At 65.0% G+C, this 26,467-nt stretch carries 24 protein-coding genes; 16 read left to right on the top strand and 8 right to left on the bottom strand.

Annotated features, from left to right (window positions below):
• Positions 1-318: 318 nt before the first annotated feature.
• Together ACSQ8Y_RS03850 and ACSQ8Y_RS03845 are read right to left on the bottom strand one after the other, a co-directional pair.
• On the bottom strand, positions 319-1,941 hold the full coding sequence (locus ACSQ8Y_RS03850) for an HAL/PAL/TAL family ammonia-lyase (protein ID WP_436265136.1): 1,623 nt from the start codon (positions 1,939-1,941) through the stop codon (positions 319-321).
• A 20-nt stretch (positions 1,942-1,961) separates the two neighbouring features.
• Complete coding sequence (locus ACSQ8Y_RS03845) at positions 1,962-3,224, bottom strand: allantoate amidohydrolase (protein WP_436265135.1); 1,263 nt, start codon at positions 3,222-3,224, stop codon at positions 1,962-1,964.
• 215 nt (positions 3,225-3,439) lie between these two features.
• Between ACSQ8Y_RS03845 and ACSQ8Y_RS03840 the strand changes: the two genes are divergently transcribed.
• On the top strand, positions 3,440-4,777 hold the full coding sequence (locus tag ACSQ8Y_RS03840; protein ID WP_436265134.1) for a C4-dicarboxylate transporter DctA: 1,338 nt from the start codon (positions 3,440-3,442) through the stop codon (positions 4,775-4,777).
• Between the two features lie 205 nt (positions 4,778-4,982).
• On the opposite strand, the gene ACSQ8Y_RS03835 is transcribed toward ACSQ8Y_RS03840, so the two are convergent.
• Positions 4,983-6,626 carry a methyl-accepting chemotaxis protein gene (locus ACSQ8Y_RS03835; RefSeq protein ID WP_436265133.1) on the bottom strand — a complete coding sequence of 548 codons (1,644 nt, stop codon included), beginning with the start codon at positions 6,624-6,626 and terminating at the stop codon, positions 4,983-4,985.
• Between the two features lie 211 nt (positions 6,627-6,837).
• Here ACSQ8Y_RS03835 and ACSQ8Y_RS03830 point away from each other — a divergent pair, with 211 nt between their 5' ends.
• On the top strand, positions 6,838-7,464 hold the full coding sequence (locus tag ACSQ8Y_RS03830; RefSeq protein ID WP_436265132.1) for a trimeric intracellular cation channel family protein: 627 nt from the start codon (positions 6,838-6,840) through the stop codon (positions 7,462-7,464).
• 14 nt (positions 7,465-7,478) lie between these two features.
• Here the strand turns inward: ACSQ8Y_RS03830 and ACSQ8Y_RS03825 are convergent, their stop codons facing one another.
• From ACSQ8Y_RS03825 to ACSQ8Y_RS03815, 3 genes are all read right to left on the bottom strand, one after another.
• Positions 7,479-7,817, bottom strand: coding sequence for a P-II family nitrogen regulator (locus ACSQ8Y_RS03825; RefSeq protein ID WP_107141586.1), 339 nt, complete (start codon positions 7,815-7,817; stop codon positions 7,479-7,481).
• Between the two features lie 74 nt (positions 7,818-7,891).
• Positions 7,892-9,955 (bottom strand): NAD(+) synthase, encoded by a 2,064-nt coding sequence (locus tag ACSQ8Y_RS03820; RefSeq protein WP_436265131.1) that lies wholly within the window; start codon positions 9,953-9,955, stop codon positions 7,892-7,894.
• 29 nt (positions 9,956-9,984) lie between these two features.
• Complete coding sequence (locus ACSQ8Y_RS03815; RefSeq protein WP_436265130.1) at positions 9,985-11,073, bottom strand: acyltransferase family protein; 1,089 nt, start codon at positions 11,071-11,073, stop codon at positions 9,985-9,987.
• Positions 11,074-11,158: 85 nt separating this feature from the next.
• Here ACSQ8Y_RS03815 and ACSQ8Y_RS03810 point away from each other — a divergent pair, with 85 nt between their 5' ends.
• Together ACSQ8Y_RS03810 and ACSQ8Y_RS03805 are read left to right on the top strand one after the other, a co-directional pair.
• Positions 11,159-12,289, top strand: coding sequence for a GNAT family N-acetyltransferase (locus tag ACSQ8Y_RS03810; RefSeq protein ID WP_436265129.1), 1,131 nt, complete (start codon positions 11,159-11,161; stop codon positions 12,287-12,289).
• Between the two features lie 194 nt (positions 12,290-12,483).
• Positions 12,484-12,684 (top strand): DUF3606 domain-containing protein, encoded by a 201-nt coding sequence (locus ACSQ8Y_RS03805; protein ID WP_436265128.1) that lies wholly within the window; start codon positions 12,484-12,486, stop codon positions 12,682-12,684.
• On the opposite strand, the gene ACSQ8Y_RS03800 is transcribed toward ACSQ8Y_RS03805, so the two are convergent.
• Complete coding sequence (locus ACSQ8Y_RS03800) at positions 12,675-13,463, bottom strand: redoxin family protein (protein ID WP_436265127.1); 789 nt, start codon at positions 13,461-13,463, stop codon at positions 12,675-12,677. The genes ACSQ8Y_RS03805 and ACSQ8Y_RS03800 overlap by 10 nt on opposite strands.
• Positions 13,464-13,673: 210 nt before the next feature.
• Between ACSQ8Y_RS03800 and ACSQ8Y_RS03795 the strand changes: the two genes are divergently transcribed.
• Positions 13,674-15,032 carry an MFS transporter gene (locus ACSQ8Y_RS03795; protein WP_436265126.1) on the top strand — a complete coding sequence of 453 codons (1,359 nt, stop codon included), beginning with the start codon at positions 13,674-13,676 and terminating at the stop codon, positions 15,030-15,032.
• A 134-nt stretch (positions 15,033-15,166) separates the two neighbouring features.
• Here the strand turns inward: ACSQ8Y_RS03795 and ACSQ8Y_RS03790 are convergent, their stop codons facing one another.
• A complete protein-coding gene (locus tag ACSQ8Y_RS03790; protein ID WP_436269747.1) occupies positions 15,167-16,081 on the bottom strand; it encodes a LysR family transcriptional regulator in 915 nt (304 codons plus the stop codon).
• 111 nt (positions 16,082-16,192) lie between these two features.
• On the opposite strand from ACSQ8Y_RS03790, the gene ACSQ8Y_RS03785 reads away from it, so the two are divergent.
• The 11 genes from ACSQ8Y_RS03785 (at position 16,193) to ACSQ8Y_RS03735 (ending at position 26,409) form a co-directional block, all read left to right on the top strand.
• Positions 16,193-17,302: a muconate/chloromuconate family cycloisomerase gene (locus tag ACSQ8Y_RS03785; RefSeq protein WP_436265125.1), complete on the top strand. Its 1,110-nt coding sequence runs from the start codon at positions 16,193-16,195 to the stop codon at positions 17,300-17,302.
• 22 nt (positions 17,303-17,324) lie between these two features.
• Positions 17,325-17,615: a muconolactone Delta-isomerase gene (catC, locus tag ACSQ8Y_RS03780; protein ID WP_436265124.1), complete on the top strand. Its 291-nt coding sequence runs from the start codon at positions 17,325-17,327 to the stop codon at positions 17,613-17,615.
• A 29-nt stretch (positions 17,616-17,644) separates the two neighbouring features.
• Positions 17,645-18,565, top strand: a complete 921-nt coding sequence (gene catA, locus ACSQ8Y_RS03775) for a catechol 1,2-dioxygenase (RefSeq protein WP_436265123.1) — start codon at positions 17,645-17,647, stop codon at positions 18,563-18,565.
• Between the two features lie 13 nt (positions 18,566-18,578).
• Entirely contained in the window at positions 18,579-19,961 is a 1,383-nt protein-coding gene (benA, locus tag ACSQ8Y_RS03770; protein WP_436265122.1) for a benzoate 1,2-dioxygenase large subunit, read from the top strand.
• Positions 19,958-20,461, top strand: coding sequence for a benzoate 1,2-dioxygenase small subunit (benB, locus tag ACSQ8Y_RS03765; RefSeq protein ID WP_436265121.1), 504 nt, complete (start codon positions 19,958-19,960; stop codon positions 20,459-20,461). The genes benA and benB overlap by 4 nt, the downstream gene beginning before the upstream one ends.
• Before the next feature lie 25 nt (positions 20,462-20,486).
• Positions 20,487-21,545 (top strand): benzoate 1,2-dioxygenase electron transfer component BenC, encoded by a 1,059-nt coding sequence (gene benC, locus ACSQ8Y_RS03760; RefSeq protein ID WP_436265120.1) that lies wholly within the window; start codon positions 20,487-20,489, stop codon positions 21,543-21,545.
• A 20-nt stretch (positions 21,546-21,565) separates the two neighbouring features.
• Positions 21,566-22,363, top strand: coding sequence for a 1,6-dihydroxycyclohexa-2,4-diene-1-carboxylate dehydrogenase (locus ACSQ8Y_RS03755; RefSeq protein WP_436269746.1), 798 nt, complete (start codon positions 21,566-21,568; stop codon positions 22,361-22,363).
• A gap of 163 nt (positions 22,364-22,526) precedes the next feature.
• Positions 22,527-23,741, top strand: a complete 1,215-nt coding sequence (locus ACSQ8Y_RS03750; RefSeq protein ID WP_436269745.1) for a benzoate/H(+) symporter BenE family transporter — start codon at positions 22,527-22,529, stop codon at positions 23,739-23,741.
• Positions 23,742-23,748: 7 nt separating this feature from the next.
• Positions 23,749-24,525: a 3-oxoadipate enol-lactonase gene (gene pcaD, locus ACSQ8Y_RS03745; RefSeq protein ID WP_436265119.1), complete on the top strand. Its 777-nt coding sequence runs from the start codon at positions 23,749-23,751 to the stop codon at positions 24,523-24,525.
• Between the two features lie 41 nt (positions 24,526-24,566).
• Positions 24,567-24,992, top strand: coding sequence for a Fur family transcriptional regulator (locus tag ACSQ8Y_RS03740; RefSeq protein ID WP_436265118.1), 426 nt, complete (start codon positions 24,567-24,569; stop codon positions 24,990-24,992).
• A gap of 181 nt (positions 24,993-25,173) precedes the next feature.
• Positions 25,174-26,409, top strand: coding sequence for a GTP-binding protein (locus tag ACSQ8Y_RS03735; RefSeq protein WP_436265117.1), 1,236 nt, complete (start codon positions 25,174-25,176; stop codon positions 26,407-26,409).
• Positions 26,410-26,467 lie beyond the last annotated feature (58 nt).

Genomic DNA, 26,467 nt, shown 5'->3' with positions numbered 1-26,467 from the left:
ATAGTTACCGTTAAGCACATTTCATGCCTGCGCACAAAAACTGTATGCAATGTAAAAACATTGTTTTTGCCCCATTTCCGGGCATCCGGGCCGGCGGCCGGTACGTATGCACCATTACCGTGATTTGTTTGCACTTTTTGTATGCAATATCGCGGCCTTCCGGTACCCGGCTCCAAAAAATCTGTCATTCCCGCGAAAGCGGGAATCCATAGGCTGCATGGCTTCCCGCTCAGCATGGGTTCCCGCTTTCGCGGGAACGACAAGTTTCCAGTTGTTCGAGGTCCGCCATCCTCAAACATCGTCCGAACGCTAAACGGGTCAGACGAATTCGCCGACCTTGGCGACCACCGCGTCGCGCACCGAACCGCTAGTGACGAAGGAGTGCGCCACTTGCACGTCGTTGTGGAACCAGCGGTCGCCGTCCAGGCACGCCGGGATCTGCTTGCGGATCTCGTCATACGCGGCCTGCGTGCCTTCGCCCAGCTTGAAGCCCGGCAGCAGGTCTTCCGTCATGGTCAGCGCCTGTGCCGCCAGCAGCATTTCAACGCCGATGATGTACTGCGTGTTGGCCACCACCGTCGCGGCCTTGCGCGCGCACCAGGTCGAATTGGACACGTGATCCTCGCTGTTGCCTTTCGACGGAATGCTGTCGACGCTGCCCGGCATGCTCAGCGTGCGGTTTTCCATCACCAGGGAACTGAGCGAGCACTGGATCACCGGGTAGCCGGTGTTCACGCCGCGGATGCCGCTCATCAGGTTGCGCGGCAGGCCCCACGACAGGGTCGGGTCGATCAGGCGGGCGACGCGGCGCTCGCAGATGCTGCCAAGGTCCGTCACGGCCATGGCCAGCAGGTCCATCGCCTGCGCCAGGTACTGGCCGTGGAAGTTACCGCCCGAGATGATCTCGAAACCGCCGCCGTCCTTGCCGAAGATCAACGGGTTGTCGGTGGCCGAGTTGATCTCGTTCTTGACGATGGTGTCGATGTAGTCCAGCGCGTCGAACACGGGGCCGTACACTTGCGGCGTGCAGCGCAGCGAGTACACGTCCTGGATGCGGGCGGTGTACGGAATGTCGGTGCGGCGCAGTTCGTCCGGGAACTGCACGGCGCGCGCTTCGTGGGTGGTGCGGGTCGAACCCTTGAGCAGCTTGCGCACCACTTTCGCGGTCTTGATCTGGCCCGGATGCGGGCGCGCTTGCTGGATGCGCGGGTCGAACGCGGCCATTTCGGCGCGCATCGCTTCCAGGGTCAGGCCCAGCGACAGGCAGGCGTCGGTCAGCAAGTTGCGCGCGTCGTCGGTGGCCAGCACGGCCACGGCCAGCGAGGCGGTGCAGCCGTTGATCAGGGCCGATGCGTCCTTCGCCTTCAGGTCGAATTTCACCGCGCCGATTTCGGACTTGGTGATCGCTTCGGCGGCCGGCATGCGCTTGCCCTTGTACATCACTTCGGCCTGTTCGAAACCGGCGATGGCCGCTGCCAGATAGGCCAGCGGCGCCAGGTCGCCGGACGCGCCGACGGAGCCCTTCTGCGGCATGACGGGATGGATGCCGGCGTTGATGAAGGCCAGCAGGCGATCCACCACTTCCACGCGCGGCGCCGAGTAGTTGCTGGCGAAGGCGTTCGCGCGCAACAGCATGGTGGCGCGGCTCACCTCTTCCGAAAACGGCTCGCCAATGCCGCCGCTGTGGGCCATGATCAGCTGCGTCTGGAACAGTTCGATGTGCTCGACCTGGATGCGGGTGTCCTTCAGCAGGCCGACGCCGGTGTTAAAGCTGTACATCATCGGCGCCTCGTCGTGCATCCAGGTCGCTTCGATATAGTCGCGGCTTTCCTTCAGGGCGGCGCGCGACGAGGCGGCCAGTTCCACTTGCACGTTGCCGCGCGCCACCGCGAGCACTTGCTGCGCGGTCAGGGTAAAACCATCGATCACTACGGTTTGCATGGGATAGCTCTCCTGTCAGTTCAGTTGAAATGCTCGACGAAGTCGCTGAACACTTGCGCAGCGGTGGCGGCGTCGGCCGCCGTCATGGTTTCGTCGGGGGAATGGCTGATGCCGCCATTGCCGCAGCGGACAAACAGCATGGCGACATCGGCAATGGCGGCCAGCGCCATGGCGTCGTGGCCGGCGCCGGAAGGCAGCCGGTGCAAGGGCAGGCCCAGGCGTTCGATGGATGCCGCCAGTTGCTGCTGCAGACGCTCCGCGCACGGCACGCTGGGCGCCTCGTGGGTGCGGCGCAGCGCCAGCTCGACCCCGCGCCGCTCGGCGACGCGGCGCGCCGCCTCCAGCACATCGGCCACGGCATTTTCCCTGTCCTGGTCGCGGCAGGCGCGGATGTCGATGCTGAACACCGCCTTGCCCGGCACGACGTTGGCGGCGCCGTGCGGCACCTGGAACTGGCCCACCGTGCCCACCAGGCCAGGCACGCCCTGGCAGCGCTGCTCGATGTAGAGCGCGATTTCCGCAGCAGCCATGGCCGCGTCGCGGCGGCCCGCCATGGGCACGGTGCCGGCATGCCCGGCCTGGCCCTGCACTTCGACGGCAAAGCGCGACGCTCCGGAAATCGCACTGACCACGCCTACCGGCGCTCCCGCATGCAGCAGCACCGGCCCCTGTTCGATGTGCACTTCGAGGAAGCCGAGCAGGCTGGCCGGCCCATAGCGTGCGCTGTCGAGCAAGGCCGGATCGAAACCGGCCTGCGCCAGGGCCGCGCGCATGCTGACACCCGCTTCGTCGACGTTGTCGAGCACGGCGTGCACAAAGGTGCCGGCAATGGCACGGCTGCCCAGCAAGGTGGCGCTGAAACGCACACCCTCCTCCTCGGCAAAACCGGCAATCTCCAGCGCAAAGGGAAAACGCTTGCCCTGCCGGTTCCAGCGCTGTACACAGGCGATCGGCAACAGGACGCCCAGCATGCCGTCATAGATGCCGCCGTTGCGCACGGTGTCGAAATGCGAGCCCGTCATCAAGGCCGGCGCGCCCGGCTGAGCGGCTTCGTAGCGGCCGATCACATTGCCGGCCTGGTCGCGCCGAACCTGCATGCCGGCCTCCTCCATCCAGCACGCCAGTTGCTGCGCGGCGCCGTGGTGCGCCGGCGTCAGGTAAGTGCGCGTCATCATGCCGGCGCTGTCGGTGTGCTGCGCCAGCGCGTCGGCCCACGCCATGATTTGCCCGCCCAGCGCGTCGAATTCACTGCCACTGCAGGTGTTGCTGCCTTCCTTGCTCATGTTGCCTCCCTGGTGTTGTCGGCTTGGTCTTTTTTTAATTTATCATATGCATACGCATATTGCATACAATTTTTGTATGCTATATTCATCTCAGCGAATTTGTGCTAGCAGCCGCCAACGGGGTCCAAAAGTGATGTAATGCAGCATGCCCAAAGCGGATGCAGCGGCCCAAAACCGCTCGACCATTCAGTGCTATTACAAAAAGGAGACAAATCGTGCGGCGCTTTCATACATCCCTGTTCGGGCAAGTCCTCATTGCCCTGGCCCTCGGCATCCTGGCCGGGGTGCTGTATCCCAAGTTCGCCATCGGCCTCAAGCCGCTCGGCGACGGCTTCATCAAACTGATCAAGATGATCATTCCCATGATCGTGTTTTGCGTGGTGGTGCACGGCATCTACGGCGCCGGCGAACTGAAGAAAGTGGGACGGGTCGGCTTCAAGGCGCTGCTGTACTTCGAAGCCGTCACCACGGTGGCGCTGGCGCTGGGCCTGCTGCTGGCCTATGTGTTCCAGCCGGGGGTGGGCATGAATATCGACCCGCGCGCGCTGGACGCCAGCGCGCTCGGCACCTATGTCGACAATGCGGCAAAAGTGCAATCCCAGGGCTTCGCCGACTTCGCCATGAAACTGATACCCACCACGGTCGTCAGCGCCTTCACCTCGGGCGACGTGCTGCAGGTGCTGCTGGTGTCGGTGCTGTTTGGCTGCGCCATGTCGCTGATCGGCGAGAAAGCCGCGCCGGCGGCCGCGCTGATCGAGAGCATGTCGGCCGCCTTCTTCAAATGCATGGGCTTTTTGATCCGGCTGGCGCCGCTGGGCGTGTTCGGCGCGATCGCCTTCACGGTCGGCAAATACGGCATCGGCTCGTTGAAACAGCTGGGATACCTGGTGGTGCTGTTCTATGGCGCGGTGGCCCTGTTCGTGTTCGGCATCCTGGGCGCCATCCTGCGCATGGCCGGCTTCAATATCTTCAAGCTGATCCGCTACCTGCGCGAAGAACTGCTGGTCGTGCTGGCCACCGCTTCGTCCGACAGCGTGCTGCCGCAAATCATGCGCAAGCTGGAGAACATGGGCATCAAGCAATCCACGGTCGGCCTGGTGATCCCCACCGGCTATTCGTTCAACCTGGACGCGTTCTCGATCTACCTGACCCTGGCCGCGGTATTCATTGCGCAAGCCACCAACACGCCGCTGGCGCTATCGGATTTGCTGGCGATCCTGGCCGTGGCGCTGGTCACCTCCAAAGGCGCGCACGGCGTGCCGGGTTCGGCCATCGTGATCCTGGCGGCCACCCTGTCGGCCATCCCCGCCATCCCCGTGGTGGGGCTGGTGCTGGTGCTGTCGGTGGACTGGTTCATGGGCATCGCCCGCGCCCTGGGTAATTTGCTGGGCAACTGCGTGGCGACCGTGGTCGTGGCGGCCTGGGAAAAAGACATCGACCGCCAGCGTGCCCACCAGGTCTTGAACGACGTCGCCGCCGTCGTCAAACTCGATGCGGCGGCAAGCTCGGCGCCGCGCGCCGACAAGCCCGGCAAGGCCGCCGGCGGCCGCTAGCCGCAGCGCCGCGCCGGCGCGGCGGCTGCAACAATCCGCGTCAGGCGGTAATGCCGTTAAGTTAAGCGATTGGCGCCGTACATTGCGCTCAGTATGGGTTCCCGCTTTCGCGAGAACGACAGTTTGCTTGTCGTTCCCGCGCAGGCGGGAACCCATACATCGCATGCTTTCGAAGTGCGATTGCCTTAACTTAACCGCATTGGCGTCAGGCGACGCGCGCTATCCGTGCCGGCGCCGGCGCGGGCACCGCCTCGGCGGCGCCGGGCACTAGCCGCGTAATCGTCGCCGGCGCCACGCCCTGTCCCTCGTGCAGGCGGAACACGCCGACCAGCAGCCCGAGACGATCGGCCTGGTCGTGCAAGGAAGCGGCGGCGGCGGCCGATTCCTCCACCAGCGACGCGTTTTGCTGCGTCGTCCGGTCCATGTCGGCGATCGACTGGTTCAGCTGTTCCACGCCGCCGCTCTGCTCCCTGCTGGCATGCGTGATCGCCCCCATGATATCCGTCACCTGATGGATGCCGGAGACGATCTTGTCCATCGTCGCGCCCGCCTGCTCGACCAGCTGGCTGCCCGCATCGACCTGCCGTACCGAGTCGCCGATCAGCATCTTGATTTCCTTCGCGGCCGCCGCGCTGCGCTGCGCCAGGTTGCGCACTTCGCTGGCCACGACGGCAAAGCCGCGGCCCTGCTCCCCTGCGCGCGCCGCCTCCACCGCCGCGTTCAAGGCCAGAATATTGGTCTGGAAGGCGATGCCGTCGATCACGGCGATGATGTCCACGATCTTGCGCGAGGAGCCGCTGATCGAGCCCATGATCTCGACCACTTCCGACATCACCGCGCCTCCGGCGCCGGCGGTCTCGGCGGCCGTCACGGCCAGGCGGCTGGCTTCGAGCGAATTGTCCGCGTTGCGTTTCACTGCGGCGACCAGCTCGCCCATCGCGGTGGCGGTCTCCTCCAAGGAGCCGGCCTGGTGTTCGGTGCGCGCCGCCAGGTCCTGGCTGCCGGTGGCGATCTGGCTGGAAGCGGCGGCTATGGTGTCGGTACCGTTGCGCACTTGGTGCACGATGCCGGCCAAGCCATCGTTCATGTCCTTCAGCGCCAGCAGCAGCTGGCCGGTCTCATCCGACGAGTGGACCGCGATATTACTGCTCAGGTCGCCGGCGGCGACCGTCTGCGCGATCCCGACCGCGCGCCGGATGGGGCGCGTGACGGAAATGCCTATCCAGTAGGCCAGCCCTGCGCCGACCAGCAGCGCTACGCTGCTGAGCATACGCAGCAGCAGCTGCCCGGTGCGGTGCTGGCTGGCGGCTTCCACGGACAAGGCCGCGATGGCGTCGGCCTGGTGCCGGGTCAGCCGATCTATGGCCTCGAGGTAAGCATCGAGCGCAGGTTCCAGGCTGGTTTCCGCCAATTTCGCCCTCGTCTCGGCATTGCCCGCATCCATCGCCGCGAACACGGCGCCGCGCGCCGCGCGGTAGTCGCTGCGGCGCGAGGCGATGCCGGCATACAGCGTTGTTTCGGCACTGTCGTTCGGCATACCCTCCAGCTGCTTCTGGATTTGGGTGATGCGGGCGCTGGCACGCTCGATCTGCTGCTCCATGCGGCGGCGTCCGGCCCCCTCCATGCCGCTGGCCAAGGCGATGGTGCGAGCACCGTTCACATGGGTCAAGCCGTGCCACTCGGACACCAGGCGCTCCTTGACCAGCACCACCTTCAGCATCCTGTCGATCAAACCCTCCACGGTCTGCAGGCGCCAGTCGCCGATGCCGCCGACCACCGCCAACAGCAGCAGGACCGCCCCGAAGCCGATCGCCAGCCGGGCACCGATGCTCCAATTCCGTATGTACATGCGCGCTCCATTTAGTGGCGGGTATGCAATTACTTGCATAAAGATACTAACGTATCACAAATATAAGTCACTTAAGTAACATTTACCTAAATTAACATTCCGCCAAGAATTGCAACATCGGGGGATACGCGTAGCGCACACATCAAGTCCAACCCGGCAGCCGCCGCGCGTGTTAACCTGTCGGTATAGACAACATTGGACAGATCCACCCATGAAGCACGTGCCCCACGTTTCCCTGATCACGATTATTGAGATTGTGGCAATACTGGTGGGGGCGATCTCGGGCTTCATTGAAGCGCGGCGCAAGCGGATGGACCTGGTGGGCGTATTCACGGTAGCCTTCATCACCGCCTTCGGCGGCGGCACCTTGCGCGACATCCTGCTCGACAAGCGCCCGCTGTTCTGGGTGCAGCACCAGGAATACGCCATCCTGATTTTCGTGCTGGCCCTGATCGCCTCGCCGCTGCTGCGCACGCTGCGCCAGATCGTTTCCGAACGCGTGATCGTGGTGGCGGACGCGGTCGGCCTCGGCCTGTTCGCGGTGGCCGGCGTGTCGCAGGCGCAGCAAGCCAATATGCCGATCTTCATCGCGTCGATGATGGGGGTGATCACGGGGATCTTCGGGGGCGTGCTGCGCGACATCGTCTGCAACGAGGTGCCGATGGTGTTCCGGGACGGCAAACCCTACGCGATTTGCGCCTTCATCGGCTGCTGGATGTACATCGTGATGCAGAAAACGTCCGTCTCGGACGATTTCGCCTTGTGGTCAAGCGCGATGGCGATCACCGCCATGCGCCTGCTGACCTGGAAGTTCGATATGCGTCTCGGCCGCCACTAAGGGCGGCCTGTCCATTACACCGCGTCCGGGCCGGTTTCGCCGGTGCGGATGCGGACCACCTGTTCCACGTTCTGCACGAAGATCTTGCCGTCGCCGATCTTGCCGGTGCGGGCGGCCTTGATGATGGCGTCCACCACCTGCTCGGCCACGCCGTCGTCCACCACCACTTCCACTTTCACTTTCGGCAGGAAGTCGACCACGTACTCGGCGCCGCGATACAGCTCGGTGTGGCCCTTCTGGCGGCCGAAGCCCTTCACTTCCGTCACGGTCAGGCCGGTGACGTTCACTTCGGCCAGCGCTTCGCGCACTTCGTCCAGCTTGAACGGCTTGATAACTGCGGTGATCTGCTTCATGAAATTCTCCTTGATGTATTTAATACGCGATGCTCGTTTTTAGCGTCCGTTCATGCGTCCGGTCACGCGTCCGGTCATGCGTCCGGCACGTTCTTCAAATCCTCCATCCACACCACCGCTTCCGAATCGCTGGGCGCGCGCCAGTCGCCGCGCGGCGACAGCGAACCGCCCGACCCGACTTTCGGCCCGTTCGGCACGCAGGAGCGCTTGAACTGGCTGGTCTGGAAGAAGCGCCGCAGGAAAATGCCCAGGTTGGCCTTGATGTCCTTGAGCGCGTACTCGTTGCGCGCCACGTGCGCCTCGTTCGGCCAGCTGCCGACGCTGCGGTCGCTCCACGCCGCGTGGGCCAGGAACGCCACTTTGGACGGCGCAAATCCGAAACGCAGCGTGTAGTATAGGTTGAAGTCCTGCAATTCGTATGGGCCGATGACACTTTCCGTTATTTGCGCCGGAGCACCGTCGTCGGCCTTGCCCGGCACCAGCTCGGGGCTGATCTCGGTGTTGACCACCGCCAGCAGCACGGCCGAGTCCTGCTCGCCGAACTGGCGGCTCTCGGCCACCCAGCGCACCAGGTGCGTGATCAGCGTCTTGGGCACGCTGCCGTTGACGTTGTAGTGCGACATATGGTCGCCCACGCCGTAGGTGCACCAGCCCAGCGCCAGCTCGCTCAAGTCGCCGGTGCCGATCACGATGCCGTTGTGGAAGTTCGCCAGCCGGAACAAATGGTTGGTGCGCTCGCCTGCCTGCACGTTCTCGAAGGTGATGTCGTACTGCTCCGCACCCTCCGAGTAGGGATGGCCAATGTCCTTCATCATCTGGATGCAGCTGGGGCGGATGTCGATCTCGGACGCGCTGCAGCCGACGAACTCCATCAGCTGGCGCGCCTGCAGCAAGGTGCGCGCGCTGGTGGCGAAGCCCGGCATGGTGATGCCGATGATGTTCGCGCGCGGCAGCTTCAGGCGGTCCATCGCCTTCGCGCACACCAGCAGCGCATGCGTCGAATCGAGTCCGCCCGAAATACCGATCACCACCTTCTTGATGCCGGAGGAGGACAGCCGCTGCACCAGCGCCTGCACCTGGATGTTGTAGACCTCGTTGCAGCGCTTGTCGCGCAAGGCAGGGTTGGACGGCACGTAGGGGAAGCGCGCCACGCCGCGTTCGAGCGGCAGCGCGCGTTGCGTCGGCAGCTCCAGCGCGAAGCGCACGGTGCGGAACCTGGCCAGTTCCTCGCGGTGGCGGCGCATGGACTGGCCGAAGGTGGTCTGGCGCATGCGCTCGCGCGACATGCGTTCCAGGTCCACGTCGCCGAAGATCAGGTGCGACTCGTCCTGGAAGCGCTCCGCCTCGGACAGCAGTTCGCCGTTCTCGTAGATCAGGGCCTGGCCGTCCCACGCCAGGTCGGTGGTCGATTCGCCGCGTCCCGCCGACGAATACAGATAGGCCGACAGGCAGCGCGCCGACTGCTGGCTTACCAGCTGATGGCGGTAGTCCGCCTTGCCGACCACCACGTTGGAGGCCGACAGGTTGACCAGCACCGTGGCCCCCGCCAGCGCGGCGAAGGAGGACGGCGGAATCGGCACCCACACGTCCTCGCAAATCTCGACGTGGAATTTGAACAAAGGAAGGTTCTCGACCTCGAACAGCAGCGCCGAGCCGAAGGGCACGGCCTGTCCCAGCAGGGTGACCTCCGTGGAGATGGCCTCGTCGCCGGCGCTGAACTGGCGCGCCTCGTAGAACTCGCCGTAGTTGGGCAGATAGCTCTTCGGCACCACGCCGTGGATGCGCCCGCCCGACAGCACGACGGCGCAGTTGAACAACTGATGGTCGATGCGCAGCGGCACGCCGACGATCAGCGCCGCGCTGATGGATTTGGAGGCATCGAGCACCGTTTGCAGGCCTGCCAGGCAGCCGTCCAGCAGCGCGCGCTGGTGGAACAGGTCGTCGCAGGTGTAGGCGGACAGGCCCAGTTCCGTGAACGCCACCAGCGCCGCGCCCTTGGCGGCGGCCTGCCTGGCCAGCGCGACGGTTTCTGCAGCGTTGTACTGCGGATCGGCCACGCGGCAGCGCGGCACGGCGACGCTCAGGCGCGCGAAATCGTGGGAATACAGATTGAAGAATGACTGCGGTGCATGCGGCATAAGGCTGACCCTCTATGGATAAGAGGATTTTAGCATTCGCCCTTGGTAATCGTGCAAAGTTGCTCCTGCCCGCCCTTCGGTCCGCGTCCGCGCGCTTTGCCGAGCGCCTCGGCCGGCGACGCCGCGATGCCCAAAGCAAACGCAAGCACGATAGCGGCCAGCCAGACCGCCATCAGCGGCAAATGGAACTTCTGTCCCAGGTTGAACGCCAGCGAATAGGCCAGTCCCTGCCACATATAGATGGAGTAGCCCTTGTCCGCAAAAGGCCGGAACCAGGCCATGGCGCGCAGGCGCGCTATCGCGCCGTCGCCCAGGAAGGAGGTGGCGACCCACAGCAGGGAAAACCAGGCCAGGCTGAACATGAAAAATGCCGTATTGGGCGGGAATTTATTATGTTGCATATCCAGCGTCGCCCAGGACATGGCCGACGCTGCAAGCAGCAGCACGCACGCGACGGCGAAAACCAGCAGCATCCGCGCCCGTGAAGGCATGGCGCCAAACTGCCGGGAACCGACCGCATAGCCCAGCACCGCCCAGACGGAATAAGTCAGCACGCTTTTGGACAATTCCCCTGCAAGCAGCAATTCGCCGCCGAAAATCAAGGCCGCCGCCGCCAGCAGCAAGGCCGGCAGCGGCATTTTTTTCCAGCTCACGGCCTTGACCAGCAAGGGCATCAGCACCGTCACCCCGAGGAAGGGCGCGACAAACCACAAGTGGTAGTTCAGCAATGAGACCGTATGCCCGCTGCCGTATTGCAGCGGATTCAGCCAGGCAGCCGCCGTCGCCAGTTTCGCGCCGGCGCTGCCCGTCAGGCCGGGGTCGGCCTTCAGCAAAACCAGGCCCAGGCATACCAGCGCGTACAGCCAATACGGGATCAGGATGCGTGCGGCCCGCGTTTTCAGATAGCGCCAGTAGTCCCTGCCCGCATCCATCCGCATGCCGCCTTGCAGCGACAGCGCGTAGGCGTAGCCCGAGATGAAAAAGATGCACGGCATCTCGAACAGCACCAGGGATTTCCCGGGGCCCGAGTAGACGTTCAAGAAGTAAAATCCATGGACGATGGTGATGATGTAGACCATCAGCATGCCGCGTGCGACATCTATCCTCAGGTTACGCATGTCAGGGCCAACCTTTCCAAAACAATGATTTCCCGGTATGGACGCACCGCGAACCTGCGCCGCCGATTATGCGTAAAATGCCAACATGAGCTACCGCCCCGACGTCATCTCCTCCCTCGCCGAAGTGGGCGAATCCGCATGGAACGCGCTGCTGGCCGCCCAAGGCGAAGACAACCCCTTCCTGTCCTACGCCTTCCTGCACGCGCTGCACGAGTCCGGCAGTGCCTGCGCCGACACCGGCTGGCAGCCGCAATACCTCGCGCTGTGGGACGGCGACGATCTGGCCGCCGCCATGCCGCTGTACGTCAAGTCCCATTCCTACGGCGAATACGTGTTCGACTGGGCCTGGGCCGAGGCCTATCACCGCAACGGTATTGAATATTACCCCAAGCTGCTGTCGGCCATCCCGTTCACCCCTGTCACCGGCGGCCGCCTGCTGGCGCGCGACGGCGAAGCGCGCTCCGCCCTGGTCGCGCTGCTGAAAGCGCAGCAGAAATCGGCCGACATCTCGTCCACCCACGTGCTCTACCCGCCCGAGGATGAAGCGATGCAGCTGCAGGGAGCCGGCTTCATGCTGCGCAGCGGGGTGCAGTTCCACTGGCTGAACCAGGGATACGGCGACTTCGAACAGTTTTTGTCCACGCTGGAGCACAAGAAGCGCAAGAACATCCGCGCCGAGCGCCGCAAGGTGCGCGAAGCCGGCGTCACCATGCGCCAGGTGCGCGGCCACGACGCCACCGCCGAAGACTGGCGCTTCTTCCACCGCTGCTACGCCAACACCTACGCCGAGCACCGTTCGTCGCCCTACCTGAACCTGGACTTCTTCCAGCGCCTCGGCGCCACCATGCCGGGCAACGTCCTGCTGGTGGTGGCCGAGCGCGGCGGCATGCCGATCGCCTCGTCGCTGGTGTTGCACAGCAAGGATACGCTGTACGGCCGCTACTGGGGCGCCACGGAGCACGTGGCCTGCCTGCACTTCGAGACGGCTTATTACCAGCCGCTGGAATTCTGCATCGCCAACGGCATCGCCACCTTCGAAGGCGGCGCACAGGGCGAGCACAAGATGGCGCGCGGCTTCCTGCCGCAAAAGACCTGGTCCGCGCATTGGCTGGCCCATCCTGCCTTCGCCGACGCGGTCGAGCGCTTCCTCGAACGCGAGAGCGGCGGCATCGACGACTACATCAGCGAGCTGAACGAGCGGAATCCGTTCCGCTGACTCGCCTGCGGCACTCGGGATCAAGCACTCGGGAGCATGCACTTGAGACCAGTGCATGCCGCTCCAGGCAGCCTCCGCGCCGTTCTGGTCCGACTGCCAACCTTGGCTGCCATCCATGCCATGTGCGCGAGCGCACCGCCGCGCGGCGCCGGATGCGCGATCATCGACGCAACGGCACTACCAAGGAGGGCATCATGTCGGATGTACAAAAAATGCAGGAGGCGCAGGAGCGCGCCGTCATCGTGCTGAAGGAGCCGCAGGAGGTGCGCTACTGGACTGATGAGTTCGGGATTCCGGAAGACGAGCTGCGCAGGCTGATCGATCGGGTCGGCCCCTGCGCCAAGGATGTGCGGCAAGCGCTGGGGCGGCCCATCCACGAAGGCCATCAGGGCTGAGCGGCGGCGATCTTTTCCAGGTAGGCGTTGAGCGACGCTTGCGACAGTTCACCCATGTGCAGGCTGACCAGTTTGCCGTTCGCGCCATAGAACAAGGTGGTCGGAAAGGCTGAAGTGCCGACCGTGCCAGCGAGTTTGGCGTCCGGGTCGTGCACGGCGTTGGCGACCGTGATGCCGTGCTCGCTCAGGAACTGCTGCCCCGCCGCCGCGTCACTATCGCCGTTGACGAAGACAAAGGCTACGTCGCCGCGCCGCTGCTGCGTCTTCGCCAGCACAGGCATCTCGCGGCGGCATGGCGGGCACCAGCTGGCCCAGAAATTGACCACCATCGGCTTGCCGCCGGCGTAGGCCTGGATCGCCGCGGGCGCCGCGGCGCCCTGCGGGCTTTTGAATGCGATGGCGGAGCCCGACATATCCCAAGCGAAGACGGCCGCAATCAAACCCGCTGCCAAAGGCGATCGCAACTGCGGCTTGCGCCAGCAGCGCCAGAGCCCAAGCGCGAGCGCACCGGCGATGGCCGCGGGCCAGTGGCCGCCGCCGTCGCGGATGTCGAACACCGCCCACCACGGCGCGTCGCGAAAATCGCCGAAGCGCGTGGCGACGAAACCGATACGGCCAGCCACCAGCGCGGCCAGCGCCATATCCAGCAATACGCCGGTGACGTTGATCTTGTTTTTGCGCCCGGCCAGGTAGCCGACACCGGCCGCGATGGCGAACGCCATGGCCAGCAGCAAATGGCTGGCCTGCAGCGCCAGCGGGCCCAGATTCACAGAAAACACACGCGCCCCCGTCTCGTTCGCCGTCGTAACCGGCTCCGCCGCACGATACCACGACGGCGCTTGCTACGCCGGGCGGCGAACATGCCATCAGCGATACCCCGCAGGTATCGAAAAGCTACCAAATCGGTCTTGGACGGCATCGCCGGGTATATCTATGCTCCGGATGTCCCATCTCAAAACTACTAACCGGGCCATTAGGAGACCAACATCATGCAGCAAATCGACGTTCATAAACTGTCGGACGGGGCGCGCTTCAACCGCTTCCACGCCGGCGTCCTGTTCTGGTGCGCGATCATCATCATCTGCGACGGCTACGACCTCGCCGTCGCCGGCATCGCGCTGCCGTCCATCATGAAAGAGATGGGCGTCACCGCCCAGAATGCCGGCTTCATGGTCAGCTCCGCACTGTTCGGCATGATGTTCGGCGCCATCTTCCTCGGCACCGTGGCCGACAAAATCGGCCGCCGTCTGGCCATCGCGATCTGCATCGGACTGTTCAGCGTGTTCACGGCGGCGGCGGGCTTCGCCACCGATCCTTACACCTTCAGCGCCATGCGCTTCCTGGCCGGCCTGGGCATCGGCGGCGTCATGCCCAACGTGGTGGCGCAGATGACGGAGTTCTCGCCCAGGAAAATCCGCTCCACCATGGTAACGCTGATGTTCAGCGGTTACGCCGTCGGCGGCATGCTGGCCGCCCTGCTGGGCAAGGGGCTGATCGAGGCCCACGGCTGGTCGTCGGTGTTCCTCGCGGCCGGCGTGCCGGTGCTGCTGATCCCCTTCATCCTGAAGGCCATGCCGGAATCCATGCCCTTCCTGATCAAGGCCGGGCGCGTCGGGGAACTGAAGGCCATCCTGGCGCGCATGGAACCGTCCTACCGCGCCGGCAGCGGCGACCGCTTCACCATCCCGGCCGCCGACAGTGCGGCGGGCGCGCCCATCCGCAAGCTGTTCCAGGACGGACGCGGTTTCAGCACCGTGATGTTCTGGATCACCTTCTTCATGTGTTTGTTCATGGTGTACGCGCTCAGCTCCTGGCTGACCAAGCTGATGGCCGGCGCCGGCTACAGCCTGGGCTCCGCGCTGACCTTCGTGCTGGTGCTGAACTTCGGCGCGGTGATAGGCGCCGTCGGCGGCGGCTGGCTGGCCGACCGCTTCAACATCAAGCATGTATTGATCGGCATGTACACGCTGGCCGGCGTTTCGATCACGCTGCTGGGCCACAAGGTGCCCACAGAGGTACTGTTCCTGCTGGTGGGCCTGGCCGGCGCGTCGACCATCGGCACGCAGATCGTCACCTACGCCTACGCCGGCCAGTTCTATCCGATGGCGATACGCGCCACCGGCATCGGCTGGGCCTCGGGCGTCGGCCGCAGCGGCGCCATCCTGGCGCCCATCGTGATCGGCACGCTGGTCGGCATGCAGCTGCCGCTGGAGCAGAACTTCATGGCCATGGCGATCCCCGCCGCCATCGCCGTCGTTGCCGTCTCCCTGATCCGCCCGAGCCGCTCGAGCGCCGCCAGCCCGGCATCGGCGGTGCACGGCACCACCGAGCAGATCGAAGCGGTCTAAAACCGCCGGTTCGCCCCCTGGATGGCACCTCGAACTTGTCACAGCAAGGGGACCCATAGTCAAGCGGCCACCCGTCCGGTCCTGCCGTCTGCGTCATTCCGGCGCAGACGGCAAGCCATAGACACCGAGATCCGCTAGAGCTCCTCCTTGACGTGCGGGATGCCGCGCGACTCGTAGACGTCGTAGATAATCTGCAGCATGTTGCGCAGCTCCTCGGAGCGGTCCATCAGCCGTATGCTGAACAGGATGGGCGACACGGCGTGCTTGTCGTCGATTTCGACGTACTGCACGTCGCCGCGCTTCATGCCCTGCAGGCTCTCCGGCACAATCGAAATGCCCTGCCCGGCCGCCACCATGCCGATGGCGATCTGCAGCTCGCGCACTTCCATCACATGCTCGGGATGCAGCGCGCGGTCGCTGAAGATGGCCAGCACCTGGTCGGCGAAGCTGGGGCGCGGGTTGCGCGGGTAGACAATCAGCGTCTCGGCCAGCAGCTCGCGCAGCCTGAGCGGCCGCCCCAACTCCACCAGCCGGTGCCCCAGCGGCAGCGCGACAATCAGCCTCTCCTCGCGCAGCAGGATGCGCCGCACCGACGGATCTTCCGACTTCACCCGGCCGAAGCCGACATCGATGCGCCCTTCCTTCAGCGCCCGCATCTGCTCCATCGTCGTCAGTTCATGGAAGGTGATGTCCACCTCCTGGTACTGCGTGCGGAAGCGGCGCACGATCTCCGGCAACAAGCCATACAGGGTGGACGCCACGAAGCCGATCGACAGTGTGCGCTCGATCTTGCCGACCCGCTGCGTCATCGTCTTCAAATCGGCCATCTTGTCCAGCAGGGTTTGCGCGTGCGCCTGGAAAAACGCGCCCGCCTCGGTCAGGCGCAGCGGCCGCGAACCCTTCTCGAACAAGGCGACGCCCAACTCCTCCTCGAGCTGCTGGATCTGGCGGCTCAGCGGCGGCTGCGCTATGAAAAGCCGCTGCGCCGCGCGGGTAAAGTTTTTCTCTTCCGCGACGGCGAGGAAGTAGCGCAAATGCCGAATCTCCATCTTCATACCTCATAGGTATCAACGCCATACCAATTCAGTGTTGGACGCTGCTTTTTCAAGGGTTTATCGTGTAGTTAGCCCTTCGAATTATACCGACTATACGGATAAGATATGATCAAAAGCATAGAAACCATCCTCGCCGACGTCCCCACCATCCGCCCGCACAAGCTGTCCGTGACCACCATGAGCACCCAGACCCTGGTGCTGGTGCGCGTGCGCTGCGGCGACGGCGTGGAAGGCTGGGGCGAGGCCACCACCATAGGCGGCTTGAATTACGGCGAGGAGAGCCCCGAGAGCATCAAGACCAATATCGACACCCACATCGCCCCGCTGCTGGTCGGTATGGAGGCCAGCCAGGTGGCCAAGGCGATGGCCAAGCTGCGCAAGGCTATCCAGGGCAACCGCTTCGCCAAGTGCGCCATTGAAACCGCCCTGCTCGACGCGCAGGCGCGCCGCCTCGGCATACCCTTGAGCGAGCTGCTGGGCGGCCGCGTACGGGATGAACTGCCGGTCGCGTGGACGCTGGCCAGCGGCGACACCGCCAAGGACATCGCTGAAGCCGAAAAAATGCTGGAACTGCGCCGCCACCGCATCTTCAAGCTGAAGATAGGCGCGCGCGCCGTGGCCGACGACGTGAACCACGTGCTGGCGATCAAGCGCGCGCTGGGCGACGCCGTCAGCGTGCGGGTGGACGTGAACCAGGCATGGAACGAACTGCAGGCCATCGAAGCGATCGCCGCACTGGAAGCGGGCGGCGTCGACCTGATCGAACAGCCCGTCCCCGCCCACCACAAGGCCGCGATGGCGCGCCTGGCGCAGCGCTTCTCGGTGCCGATGATGGCCGACGAAGCCCTGCAAGGCCCGCTCAGCGCGTATGACTACGCCACCAGCGCGGCGGCCGACGTGTTCGCGGTGAAGATCACGCAATCCGGCGGCCTGGTGCAGGCGGGACAAGTGGCCACCGTGGCCCAGCTGGCCGGCATCGCCCTGTACGGCGGCACCATGCTCGAAGGCGGCGTCGGCACGGCCGCCTCGGCCCACCTGTTCTCCACCTTCGCCGACCTGTCCTTCGGCACCGAACTGTTCGGCCCGCTGCTGCTCACCGAAGAAGTGCTGCGGGAGCCGCTGGTCTACAAGGACTTCATGCTGCAAGTGCCCACCGGCCACGGCCTGGGCGTGACCGTCGACACCGACAAACTTGGCCGCCTGCGCCGCCGCTAAGCCACCACCAAGGAGAGACCCGATGCTGTTCCACGTACGCATGGATGTGAACATTCCATCCACCCTGCCCGAGGCCGAAGCGGCCGCCATCAAGGCGCGCGAAAAGGTCTATTCGCAAGAGCTGCAGGCCAGCGGCCAGTGGCGCCACCTGTGGCGCATCGCCGGCCAGTATTCGAACATCAGCGTGTTCGACACCGCCAGCGTCGACGAACTGCACACGCTGCTGTCCACGCTGCCGCTGTTCCCCTTCATGAAGATAGACGTGATGCCGCTGTGCCGCCATCCATCCTCGATCCGCAGCAACGACCTGTAATTGTTCAAACCCACTAGACGGAGACTGAAATGACACATAACGAAATCGACCAGTTGGTCAAAAGCTGGATCGTCGACACCGCCACCCGCCCAGCCAACCCGCGCGTGCAAGCGATCGTGCTGCGCCTGGTGAGCGACTTGTGCAAGACCATCGAGGACCTGGACATCCAGCCCAGCGAATTCTGGACCGGCCTGGACTACCTGACCAACGCCGGCAAGGCCAATGAACTGGGCCTGCTGACGCCCGGCCTGGGCCTCGAGCGCTTCCTCGACATCCGCGCCGACGAGGCCGAAGCCAGGGCCGGCCTGCAGGGCGGCACGCCGCGCACCATCGAAGGCCCGCTCTACGTGGCCGGCGCGCCGGAAAGCACCGGCTACGCGCGGCTGGACGACGGCAGCGAAAGCGCCCAAGCCGAAGTGCTGTTCATGCAGGGCACCGTGTACGACGCCGAAGGCAAGCCGCTGTCCGGCGCCAAGGTCGAAGTGTGGCACGCCAACCTGATGGGCAACTACTCCTTCTTCGACCAGTCGCAGTCGCACTTCAACCTGCGCCGCTCCATCGTCACCGACGCCGACGGCCGCTACCAGTTCCGCAGCATCATGCCGAAGGGCTACGGCTGTCCTCCGGGCGGCAGCACCCAGACCCTGCTCGACCAGTTGGGCCGCCACGGCCAGCGCCCCGCCCACATCCACTTCTTCGTGAGCGCCGATGGCCACCGCAAGCTGACCACGCAGATCAACATCGACGGCGATGAATATCTGTGGGACGACTTCGCCTTCGCCAGCCGCGAAGGCCTGATCCCCGCTGTGAGCAAGGTGGACGACCCGGCCGCCATTGCGCAAAAAGACCTGCGCCAGCCCTACTCCAGCATCGATTTCGACTTCCGCCTGTACGGTGAAAACCAGTCCGCGCCGGCAGCCGAAGTGGAACGTCCACGCGCCGCCGCCTGACCAGGAGAGCACCATGATCCCCATCATCCCGATCAAATCGTCCAACGCCCGGCCGCTGGACGACTACCTGGTGGAAGACCATGCCAAGGGCGACTTCCGCCTGCACCGCAGCGCCTTCACCGACGAGGCCCTGTTCGAACTGGAGATGAAGCACATCTTCGAGGGCAACTGGATCTACCTGGCGCACGAGAGCCAGGTCGCCAACGTCAACGACTACTACACCACGCACATCGGCCGCCAGCCGGTGTTCATCGCGCGCAACCGCCAGGGTGAGCTGAACGCCTTCATCAACGCCTGCAGCCATCGCGGCGCGCAGCTGTGCCGCCATAAACGCGGCAACAAGGCGACCTACACCTGCCCATTCCACGGCTGGACCTTCAACAACAGCGGCAAGCTGCTGAAGGTGAAAGATCCGGAAGAAGCGGGCTACCCCGAGTGCTTCAACAAGGAAGGCTCGCACGACCTCAAAAAACTGGCGCGTTTCGAGAACTACAAGGGCTTCCTGTTCGGCAGCCTGAACGAGAACGTGGCGCCGCTGTCCGAGTTCCTGGGCGAGGCGGCCAAGATCATCGACATGATCGTCAACCAGTCGCCGGACGGATTGGAAGTGCTGCGCGGGGCGTCCACCTACACCTTCGAGGGCAACTGGAAGCTGCAAGCCGAGAACGGCGCGGACGGCTACCACGTCTCGGCCGTGCACTGGAACTACGCCGCCACCACGAACCGCCGCAAGGAAGCGGAAGCCGAGGCGGGCAGCAAGCGCGAGGACAAGATCAAGGCCATGGACGCCGGCAAGTGGGGCAAGCAGGGCGGCGGCTTCTACGCCTTCAAGCAGGGCCACATCCTGCTGTGGACCAAGTGGGCCAATCCTCAGGACCGCCCCAACTACCCGCGCCACGGCGAATACGCCGACAAGTTCGGCACCGCCACCGCGAACTGGATGGTGGAGCGTTCGCGCAACCTGTGCCTCTATCCCAACGTTTACCTGATGGACCAGTTCGGGTCGCAGATCCGCCTGCTGCGCCCGATCTCGGTGAACAAGACCGAGGTGACGATTTACTGCATCGCGCCCAAGGGCGAACCGGCCGAGGCGCGCGCGCGCCGCATCCGCCAGTACGAGGACTTCTTCAACGTCAGCGGCATGGCCACGCCGGACGACCTGGAGGAATTCCGCGCCTGCCAGCAGGGCTACGCGGGCAAGGCCATGGAATGGAACGATATGTGCCGCGGTTCGGAGCACTGGATCGAAGGCGCGGACGACGCGGCCAGGGAGATCGGCCTGCAGCCGGTGATGAGCGGCGTGAAGACCGAGGACGAGGGCTTGTACACGGTGCAGCACCGCTACTGGCTGGACGTCATGAAGCAGGCGCTTGCCGCCGAGGGAGAGCAGAAATGAGCGCGGTTTCGACCAACATCGCCATCGCCGACATCGCGGCCTTCCTGTACCGCGAAAGCCGCCTGCTGGACGACGAGCAGTGGGACGAATGGCTGGAGTGCTACCACCCGGACGCGCAGTTCTGGATGCCCGCCTGGGACGACGACGACACGCTGATCTCGGACCCCGAGCGCGAAATCTCGCTGATCTACTACCCGACCCGGCAGGGCCTGGAAGACCGCGTGTTCCGCATCAAGACCGAGCGCTCCAGCGCCACCATGCCAGACACGCGTACCAGCCACAACATCGCCAACGTGGAGCTGGAGCAGCAGGACGGCGCGGTCTGCACGGTGCGCTTCAACTGGCACACGCTGAGCCACCGCTACAAGCAGGACTACAGCTACTTCGGCATGTCGCGCTACGTGATCGACTTTTCCGGCGCCGCGCCGCAAATCCTGAGCAAGTACATCGTGCTGAAGAACGACTACATCCACCAGGTCATCGACGTTTACCACATCTGATTGAACAATTGAACCGGAGCACGGCATGAGCCATACCATCGCACTGCAGTTCGAAGACGGGGTGACCCGCTTCATCAACTGCAACCCCAATGAAAAGCTGGCCGACGCGGCCTACCGCCAGAAGGTCAACATTCCGCTGGATTGCCGCGACGGCGCTTGCGGCACCTGCCGCGGCCTGTGCGAGTCGGGCGACTACGACATGCCCGAATCGAGCTACATCGAAGACGCGCTGACGCCGGAAGAAGCGTCGCAACGCCATGTGCTGGCTTGCCAGATGCGGCCCACGTCCGATTGCGTGGTGAAGATACCCGCCACCTCGGCATCGTGCAAAACCGCGGCGTCCAGCCACCCGGGCAGCATCGCCTCGGTGGAGAAACTGTCCGAGTCCACCCTGCGCTTCACGGTGGAACTGGCACAGCCGCAGGCGCTGGACTTCCTGCCCGGCCAGTATGTGAACGTGGAGATCCCGGGCACCACGCTGACGCGCTCCTACTCTTTCAGTTCCGTACCGGGCTCGCAACTGGCCAGCTTCGTGGTGCGCAACGTTCCCGGCGGGCGCATGAGCACCTATCTGTCGGACGCGGTATCGGATGCAGCCGCATCGCATGCAGCCTCCCATCCCGCGCAGCCGGTCCGGCAAATCGCATTTTCCGGCCCCTTCGGCAGCTTCTACCTGCGTCCCGTTCATCGGCCGGTGCTGATGCTGGCCGGCGGCACGGGTATCGCCCCCTTCCTGTCCATGCTGGAAGTGCTGGCGGCGCAAGGATTCCCGCAACCGGTGCGGCTGGTGTTCGCCGTCACGCGCGACTGCGACCTGGTAGCGCTGGAGCAGCTGGACCGCATCGCGGCCGGGCATCCGCAATTCAGCTACGTCACCTGCGTGGCCGAACAGGAAAGCAGGCACCCGCGCAAGGGCTACGCCACGCATCACGTCGAGCCCTCGTGGCTGAACGGCGGCGACGCCGACGTCTACCTGTGCGGGCCGGTGCCCATGGTGGACGCGGTGCGCACCTGGCTGGGCGACGTGGGCGTGACGCCGGCCAACTTCTACTTCGAAAAATTCTCGGCCAGCAGCGGAGCTTAAGCATGAACATCAGCATGGACATGAGCATGAACCCGCGATTCAAAGACAAGGTTGTCATCGTCACCGGCGCGGCCCAGGGCATAGGGCGCGGCGTGGCGTTGGCGGCCGCGCGCGAAGGCGCTGCACTGGTACTGGCCGACCGCTCGCCGCTGGTGCTGGAGGTGCTGGCCGAGGTGCAGTCCGGGCGCGATTTCCCGGCGGCCCTGGCCATGGCCTCGGAGGTCGACCTGGAGACTTACGCCGGTGCGCGCGAGCTGGTCTGCGCCGCCGTCGCCGCCTTCGGCCGCGTCGACGTATTGATCAACAACGTGGGCGGCACCATCTGGGCCAAGCCCTATCAGGAATACGAGGAAGAGCAGATCGAAGCGGAGATCCGCCGCTCGCTGTTCCCCACGCTGTGGTGCTGCCACGCGGTGCTGCCGACGATGATAGAGCAGCGGGGCGGCACCATCGTCAACGTGTCTTCCATCGCCACGCGCGGCATCTACCGCATCCCCTATTCGGCGGCCAAGGGCGGCATCAACGCCATGACGGCCAGCCTGGCGCTGGAGCACGCGCAGGACGGCATCCGCGTCAACGCTGTCGCCACCGGCGGCACGGAAGCGCCGCCGCGCAAGGTGCCGCGCAATCCCAAGCCGCTCAGCGAGCAGGAGCAAGTCTGGTACCAGGGCATCGTCGACCAGACGCTGGCGAGCAGCCTGATGCACCGTTACGGCACTATCGACGAGCAGGTGCGCGCCATCCTGTTCCTCGCCTCCGACGAAGCCAGCTACATCACCGGCACCGTGCTGCCGGTCGGTGGCGGCGACCAGGGCTGAGCGGGCCATGGCGCGGCATGGGGAAATACAGGCGGACGTAGAGGCTGACGTGCAGGCGGACGCAGGGGCGGACGTGCAAGCGGACGTAGGGGCAGACGTAGGGGCGGACGTGAAAGCGGACGCGCAAGCGCAGGCGGGCGTGCCTGCGCGCGCGGGCGCCAGCTTGCGCGCCGGCCCGCGCGCAAGCGAGGGGACCGGCCGCACCTGGGCCGGCGACTGGTCGCTCTCGGCCGTGCTGGCAGGCTTCCTGGCGGTCGTGATTTCGTATTCCGGACCGCTGGTGATCTTCTTCCAGGCAGCCAGCGCGGCCAACGCGCCGCAAGCCATGATGTCATCCTGGATCTGGGCCATCTCGCTGGGCGCAGGCGTTTCCGGCCTGTGGCTCAGCTGGCGCCTGAAGACGCCCATCATCACCGCATGGTCCGCGCCCGGGACCGCGCTGCTGGTGACGCTGTTCCCCGCCATGTCCATCAACGAGGCGGTGGGCGCCTACCTCACGGCGGCCGTCGCGATACTGCTGATCGGCCTGTCGGGCTCATTCGACCGCCTGCTGCGCCACATTCCGAAAGGCCTGGCGGCGGGCATGATGGCGGGCATACTGTTCCAGTTCGGCGTGAACACCTTCAAGTCCATTGCCACCCTGCCGGTGCTGGCGGTGACCATGGTGGCGAGCTACATCGTGTGCAGGAAGCTCGTGCCGCGCTACGCGGTGATCGCCGTCATGCTGACCGGCGCGCTGGTCGCCTGGGCCACCGGCACGGCGGACCTGGGCAAGGTGCACATTGCCGCCGCCACGCCGCAGTGGATACCGCCCGAATGGAGCTGGCGCTCCACCTTCAGCTTCGCCGTGCCGCTGGTGCTGGTCAGCCTGAGCGGGCAATTCCTGCCCGGCATGGCCATCCTCAAGCTGTCCGGCTACCAGACCGGCGCCCGTCCCATCATGAACGCCACCAGCCTCGCCTCGCTGGCGGTGGCCTGCTTCGGCGGCATCACCATCGTCATCGCCTCCATCACGGCCGCGCTGTGCACCGGCAGGGACGCGCACGAAGACCCGTCGCGCCGCTACGTGGCGGGCATGGCCAACGGCGTTTTCTACATCATCGGCGGCAGCCTCGCAGCCACCATCGTCGCGCTGTTCGCCAGCCTGCCCAGGGAACTGGTGGCGGTGCTGGCAGGCCTGGCGCTGCTCGGCGCCATCACCTCCAACCTGATGGGCGCGATCGAGGACGAGCAGCACCGCGAAGCGTCCGTCATCACCTTCCTCGCCACTGCCTCCGGCATGAGCTTCCTCGGCCTGGGCTCGGCGTTCTGGGGCATCCTGATCGGTCTGTTCGCCTATCTGGTCCTCAAACGCAAACCGGCCGCCACCACATCCTGAGCCTCTTATGCCCTACGCACACATCAACGGCACCACCATCCATTACCGCACCGACGGCGCGCGCAGCCTGCCCTGCCTGGTCCTGTCCAATTCGCTGGGGACCGGCCTCGGCATGTGGGACGCGCAGGTGGAAGCGCTGTCCGAGCGCTTCCACCTGCTGCGCTACGACACGCGCGGCCACGGCCTGTCGGCCAGCCCGCCCGGGCCTTACACCGTCGAGCAACTGGGCGGCGACGTGGTGGCGCTGCTGGACCACCTGGATATCGCCAAAGCGCATTTTTGCGGCTTGTCGATGGGCGGCATCACCGGCCAGTGGCTGGGCGTGCACGCCGCGCTATCGCTGGATAAACTCGTCATCGCCAACACCGCCGCGCGGGTCGGCACGGCCGAGGGCTGGCAAGCGCGCGCCGCCGCCGTGCGTGCCCAGGGGCTGGATGCGATCGCCGACAGCGCCGCCTCGCGCTGGTTCACGCCCGGCTTCACCGCAAGCGAACAGGAGACAGTAGCCGTCATGACGGGCGCCCTGCGCGGCCAGAACCCCGAAGGCTACGCCGCCTGCTGCGATGCGCTTGCCGAAGCCGACCTGCGCGAGGCCATCCACGCCATCGCCGCGCCCACCCTCGTCATCGCCGGCCGCTTTGACCCGGTGACCACCGAGGCCGATGCCGACGCGATGCGCAGCGCCATTCCCGGTGCGCACCTGAGCGTACTGCCCGCCTCCCACATCTCCAATGTCGAGGCGCCTGAGCTGTTTACCGGGGAGTTGCTGGCATTCCTGGCCTAGCGGGCGCATGCTAGAATGCGGGCGTAAACGACGCCGACATCATGCCCCAGACCAAAGTAGCCCAAGCCGAAGCGCTGATACGGGAAACCGGAGCGCGCCTGACGCAGCCCCGCACCCGCGTACTGTCCTTCCTGCTCAAGCAGAACAAGGCGATGACGCATCACGAGATCCACGACCACCTGCCCGGCGAAGCGCTGGACGCGGTGACACTGTACCGCGTGCTGGAATGGCTGACCGAAAACGGCATTGCGCACCGCATTGCCGGGGCCGACCAGGTGTGGCGCTTCTCGGCCGGCTCCGGCCAGCAGAACCACGAACACGCCCACTTCCAGTGCAACAAGTGCGACGCCGTGACCTGCTTCAACGACGTGCCGCTGCCGGCCCGCGTGAAAATGCCGGCCGGCTTCGTCGGCGAAAAAGTCGACTTCCTCATCAAGGGCATCTGCCCGCGCTGCAGTAAGAAGTAAGCTCTCGTTCACCTCCTGCAAGCGTGTAGTACCTTCCCGCCCACCGGATCAAAGCGCATTCATTTGCAAGCTTCTTGCATTTATTTATGCAATTCAGTTGCGTTAACATTGCCTTCAAATTATTATTGCAATACTGTTGCGTTAATAGACGCGTCCCTCAATCCGACCGCGAAGCCCCTCCATGCCCTCCACCGATATCCGCTTGCCCGTCACCGTCCTGTCAGGATTCCTGGGCGCCGGCAAGACCACCCTCCTCAACCATATCCTCGCCAACCGCGAAGGCCTGCGCGTGGCCGTCATCGTCAACGACATGAGCGAAGTCAATATCGACGCGGCGCTGATCGCCTCCGGCACCGCCAGCGCGGGCGCCGCGCTGTCCCGCACCGACGAGCGCATGATCGAAATGAGCAACGGCTGCATCTGCTGCACGCTGCGCGAGGACTTGCTGCTGGAGGTGCGCAAGCTGGCCTCCGAGGGCCGCTTCGACTACCTGCTGATCGAATCGACCGGCATCGGCGAACCGATGCCGGTGGCAGCCACCTTCGACTTCCGCACCGAGCAAGGCGATTCGCTGAATGACATCGCCCGCATCGACACCATGGTGACCGTGGTCGACGCACGCAGCTTCCTGGCCGACTATCGCGGCACGGACATGCTCTCCAACCGTGGCAAAACCGCCGGCGAAGGCGATGAGCGCACCCTGCCCTCGCTGCTGGCCGAACAGGTGGAATTCGCCGACGTCATCGTCATCAACAAGACCGACCTGGTGTCCGCGACCGAACTGGCCGAGCTGCGGGCTGTGCTGACCGCGCTGAACCCGACCGCAGAACTGGCGCACGCGGAACGCGGCCGGCTGCCGCTCAAACGCATCCTCGGCACAGGCAAATTCGACCTGGAGCGTGCCAGCTCGATGGCTGGCTGGGCCCGCGAACTGGCCGGCGAGCACACGCCGGAAACCGAGGAATTCGGCATCACGAACTTCGTGCTGCGCGCGCGCCGACCGCTGCACCCGGAACGCTTCGACGCTTACCTGGGCCGCGACTTTCCCGGCCTGCTGCGCGCCAAGGGCTATATCTGGTTCGCCACCCGTCCCGACTGGGCCGTCGCCTATTCGCTGGCCGGACGCATCGCCAGCGTGGAGCCGGTCGGCCAGTGGTGGGCGGCCGGCGACAAGGAACGCTGGCCGCCGCAAGGCGACCCGCAGCGCGACGAAATCGAAGCGGCATGGCAGGAACCCTACGGGGACCGCCAGAACGAAGTCGTGTTCATCGGCCGCATGCTGGACAAGGACGGTATCGAACGCGCTTTCAACGCCGCCCTGCTGACCGACGCCGAACTTGCCTCCGGCATGGTATCTTGGCGCAAACTCGACGATCCCTTCCCGGAATGGGCGGATGGCGACGACGTTATCGCTTAAGGATTTCCATGCACCTGATTAAAAATTCATCTGCTGCTGCCGGAGCATCGAAGACAGC

It is taken from the genome of Pseudoduganella sp. LjRoot289, from assembly GCF_964252925.1.
In the GTDB taxonomy this organism is placed as follows: Bacteria; Pseudomonadota; Gammaproteobacteria; order Burkholderiales; family Burkholderiaceae_D; genus Rugamonas.
This window is presented reverse-complemented; position numbering and strand designations above follow the sequence as displayed.